The following is a 4,169-nucleotide window of genomic DNA, read 5'->3' on the forward strand; positions in this document are numbered from 1 at the left end:
ACCGCGCCGTCCCGTAATTCCCGTTCCAATTGCAGTGCTTTTTCCTTGGGGGCGAACAACGCCTCAATACCATACTTCACGGTGTTGCCAGCCCTCCAGGGCTGCCCGGACACGCGCCCCCGCAGGTACAAGCCGGTTTCCGGCTCAGAGGCCTGGGGCTTACCGCCGCGCCACAGCGCTTCGTTCGGTTGTTTTTCCAGAGGCAGGTACACCACCTCGCCAGGCCGTAAATCTGGCGTTTCCACGGTACTGAAGTCATAACCCAGGCGGGCATAATTACCGCGAAACAGATCTCGCGGGTCCACTGGCCGGGTTTCCAGGCGAATTTCCTGCCCCACCCACAACGGATAGACCCCGCCAACAAACACCCCGGCCATCACCGCGACCTGTAACCCAAGGGCCGCCATCAGACCCGTGACATGACAGCGCTTCATGATTGCTCCTCCCCGGCACAGCCGCCCTTGGCCGCCTGCGTCTCCAGGCCCTGTTGCCGCCGCCAGAAGCGGGCAGCGCCATACAGTACCGCTGCCGCCACCAGAAACATGGCCGCCGCCCCCAGATAGTCCCCGAACAGATCCAGATAACGCATCAACGCCAGCAGCAATATCAACACAATGCCACTATAGAAGTATTGGGTCAGCCCGCGCTTGAGACCTTCCTGAATCAACACAATGGCAGTCAACAGCGCCAGCAGATTCACCGCCACCACAAACAGCCATGTAAAATCCCCGGGCCCGGCCCCTCTACCACCAAAGGCATGAATGCCCAGTAGCACGAAGGGCAACAACATCACCAACAGTCGGGGGCCGGTGGACCCCAAACGGCCAACAACAACCCACGCAGAGGCCAGCAGGGCCGCCAGCAACCCGGCCCACAAACCCGGATCGGCCAACCCGACCAGCTCATGCAGATATCCTTCGGAAAACTCACTGAACGACAGCATCACCAGCAACAGCAGATAGCCACGCAACGCCCACAGGCCCACCAGGCTGCCTGAGCGTCGCAGATAATGAGCCTCGCTTTGCGCCGCCCGGTGACTGAACGCATATAGCAGCGCCAACAACCCCATGTTCAGGGACAGGTGACCGGCTTCAAAATCCGGCCCCCAGCCACCGCCGTAAGCCCAGCCGAGTAGCAGGTTCAGCCAGCTCACCAATACCGCAATCACGACCAGCAACAGACCTCCAGAATGCGCCCGCAGGGCAATGGCGACCGCCACGCCCAGGAACAGCACCATGGCCCAGGGAGGCGTGTACTGGCCTTGCGTTCCCATCCACAGAAACGCCACGGCCAACATCAACAGCGCCAGCACACGGCTGCGCACCAACCAGGCCATGGGCGCCACCCCCAATGCCCAGTAGAACAGGCCATCCGGGAAGTGCTCCCCCAGATGATAGATCTGCGCAATCAACATGATGGAGGCGCCATAACTGATGCCCCCCAGAAACAACCAGCCGCTGCCCTCGCCCTGCTTCAGATAGCCCCGAATGCCGATCAGGTTCAGCGTAATGGTGGTGGCAATCATCCCCAGCATGCGCACCGCGCGGGGAATCTCGTCCCAATTGGCGGACACCAGCNACAGTATGGCCAGACCCACAAACAGCAGCGACACGGTAACCAGCACCTTGTAGGCCAGCGAGCTGTCCGCATCATCGTCCAGCCGGGTGCCATAGCGAGCCAGGATCCGGTTACCCTGGTCTTCGCTGATATCCCCGTCGTCCACCCACTGGCGGCATTCGCTACGCAGCTCGCGCCGCAATAAACCGAGAAGTTGCATGCAAAATCCCTGTGCTTTTTCCCGATCAGACAGCAAGGTGGACGCAAAGGCAATCCATGCGGGTAACCGGGGATGTCACGGGGTGTTCAACAGGAAAGCGCAGACGAGCCCCAAAAGGACGACGAGTAACGAAAACCGGCAACCGAACAGGCCTTTCGCGACTCGTACCTCGCTTCTCGTCACTGACTCTCACACCGGCAGGCCGATACGCTTGGCCTCCAGGCGCCGCAGGAATTCCAGCATCACCTGCCGGTACAGATCTTCACCCAACCAGGCATCTTCCACCCCGGCATCAATATTGGGGTTGTCGTTCACCTCGATGACGACCACATCATCGCCGGATTGCTTCAGGTCCACCCCATACAAGCCGTTGCCCATTAAGCGGGCGGCCTTGAGAGCGGCCTTGAGCACCTTGGGCGGCACTTCCTGTACCGGCAAGGTACGGCTGTTGCCGGTCTCGGTTTTACCGCCACTCTGGTGATGGTAAATCTGCCAGTGCCCCTTGCTCATGAAATACTGACAGGCAAACAACGGGCGGTGGTTCAGCACCCCGATGCGCCAGTCGTAATCGGTGTACATGAACGCCTGCGCCAGCACCACAGAAGACTGTTTCAGGTAGCCACGCAACGCCTCAGCCAGTGCTTCACGGGTGGCCACCTTGCTGATCCCCCGGGAAAAACTGCCATCCGGAATTTTCAGCACCATGGGCAGTTTCAGCTCCTCAACCAGCCGGTCGATCTGGGCATCATCGTCGCTGAACACAAACGCGGTCGGCGGCACCGGCACCTTGTTGGCCTGCATCAACTCGGCCAGATAAATCTTGTTGGTGCAGCGCAAAATGGAGCCCGGATCGTCGATCACCACCATGCCTTCCTGCTCCGCCTTGCGGGCAAACTGATAGGTGTGATGATCCAGCGCGGTGGTCTCACGGATAAACAGGCCGTCGTATTCGCCAAGGCGCGTATAGGCATCGCGACCCACCAGATCCACCTTGATACCCAATTGCCTGCCCGCACGAACAAACCGCTTCAGAGCCGTCTTGTTGCTGGGTGGCAACGCCTCTTCGTCGTTGACCAGCATGGCCAGCTCGTAGCGGTCACCACGACGCCGGCGCGGGTTACGCCACACCCGGGCATTGAACTGTTCCAACGCCCGGGCAAACGCGTCCTCCTCGGCCCCTTTCAGCTGTTTCAGGGTCAGCGGTTTCAGCGCCTCAATACCCCATTGCTCACGGCGGCGGAAATCCACCTTCAGCAACGGGCATGGCAGCTGGTCAAAAATCTGCCGCCCCAGATCGGCCAGGCCCTCCTGCTCGGTATGCCCAAAGAACAGCAACAGGCTGAAATGATCACCACTACCACCTTTGCGTTTCATGGCCTTGTCCAGCGCCGCCTCGAACTGGCCAAAATGCAGGCCATAAAGCGCCTTGCGGCTCAGGTCATTCACCGTGCGCACAGAAGGCAACACCCGCTGGCCACGGGCTTCCGCCAGCAACGAGCAGTAATACCCCGGACTCAGATACTTATAGCTGCGGCACAGGTTGATTACCTGCACTTTCTTGTCGGTACAGACCGGCTGCAGCGCTTGCAGGTAGTCCCTGGCAGACAGGAGATAGCGGGCGGGATAGTAGGCGGCCCAGTCGGCGGGATCGTCTACCAGAATGATGACCTGACTCATGAAAAGCCCTGACAAAAGGGGCGCCGCGACAGGGCGCCGATAGCCGCGAATGTAGGGCCAGACAGGGAGGGGTAGCAAGGGAAATGTGAGGGGCAATGAATAGTTAATAATGAATAATTAATAACGTCACGGAACAGGCTCCCAGGCCCTGAAACCACAGAAGCCGCGCCCAGAGTCTGGACGCGGCTTCTGTCGGTGAAGATCGCAACGCGCTGGCGCGCGGCGTTATTCATTATTAACTATTAATTATTCACTATATTCACCGGCCTTCTTGGCACCCGGATGCCCCGCCTTCTCCAGCGCCTCCTGCACCTCCGGCGGCATGTAGGTTTCGTCATGCTTGGCCAGCACTTCCTCGGCTTCAAAGCGAGTCCGGCTCACCAGCGTGCCATTGGCCACAATGCCCTGCCCTTCGCGAAACAGGTCCGGCAGGATGCCCTGATAATGCACGGTAAAACGCCCCTTGCCATCGGTGAGCCCAAAGGTGACGTCCAGGGTATCCGGGTTGCGAATGACCGTGCCGGGTTCTACCAGGCCACCCACGCGCATCTGCGCATCCAGCGGCGCTTCTCCGGCCGCAATCTGCTGCGGGGTATAGAACAGGTTGATGTTCTGACGCAGCGCATAAAACATCAGGCCGCAGGCGATGCCCAGCCCGACCAGAACGGCGAGTACCACCAAAAGACGCTGCTTACGTACCGGATTCATCATCTAC

At 59.8% G+C, this 4,169-nt stretch carries 4 protein-coding genes; all 4 read right to left on the reverse strand.

Going from position 1 to position 4,169, the window contains the following annotated elements:
- On the reverse strand, positions 1-434 hold a 434-nt coding region (locus tag A3754_RS19855; protein ID WP_063521075.1), incomplete at its 3' end, for a GDYXXLXY domain-containing protein.
- Positions 431-1,777, reverse strand: a complete 1,347-nt coding sequence (locus tag A3754_RS19860) for a DUF2157 domain-containing protein (protein ID WP_063521076.1) — start codon at positions 1,775-1,777, stop codon at positions 431-433. The genes A3754_RS19860 and A3754_RS19855, both read right to left, overlap by 4 nt.
- 189 nt (positions 1,778-1,966) lie before the next feature.
- A complete protein-coding gene (locus A3754_RS19865; protein ID WP_063521077.1) occupies positions 1,967-3,454 on the reverse strand; it encodes a RimK family protein in 1,488 nt (495 codons plus the stop codon).
- Between the two features lie 246 nt (positions 3,455-3,700).
- The gene (gene ccmE, locus A3754_RS19870; protein WP_063521078.1) at positions 3,701-4,162 is read right to left on the reverse strand and encodes a cytochrome c maturation protein CcmE; all 462 of its coding nucleotides are present in this window, start codon (positions 4,160-4,162) and stop codon (positions 3,701-3,703) included.
- Positions 4,163-4,169 lie beyond the last annotated feature (7 nt).

It is taken from the genome of Alcanivorax sp. HI0083 (assembly GCF_001635175.1).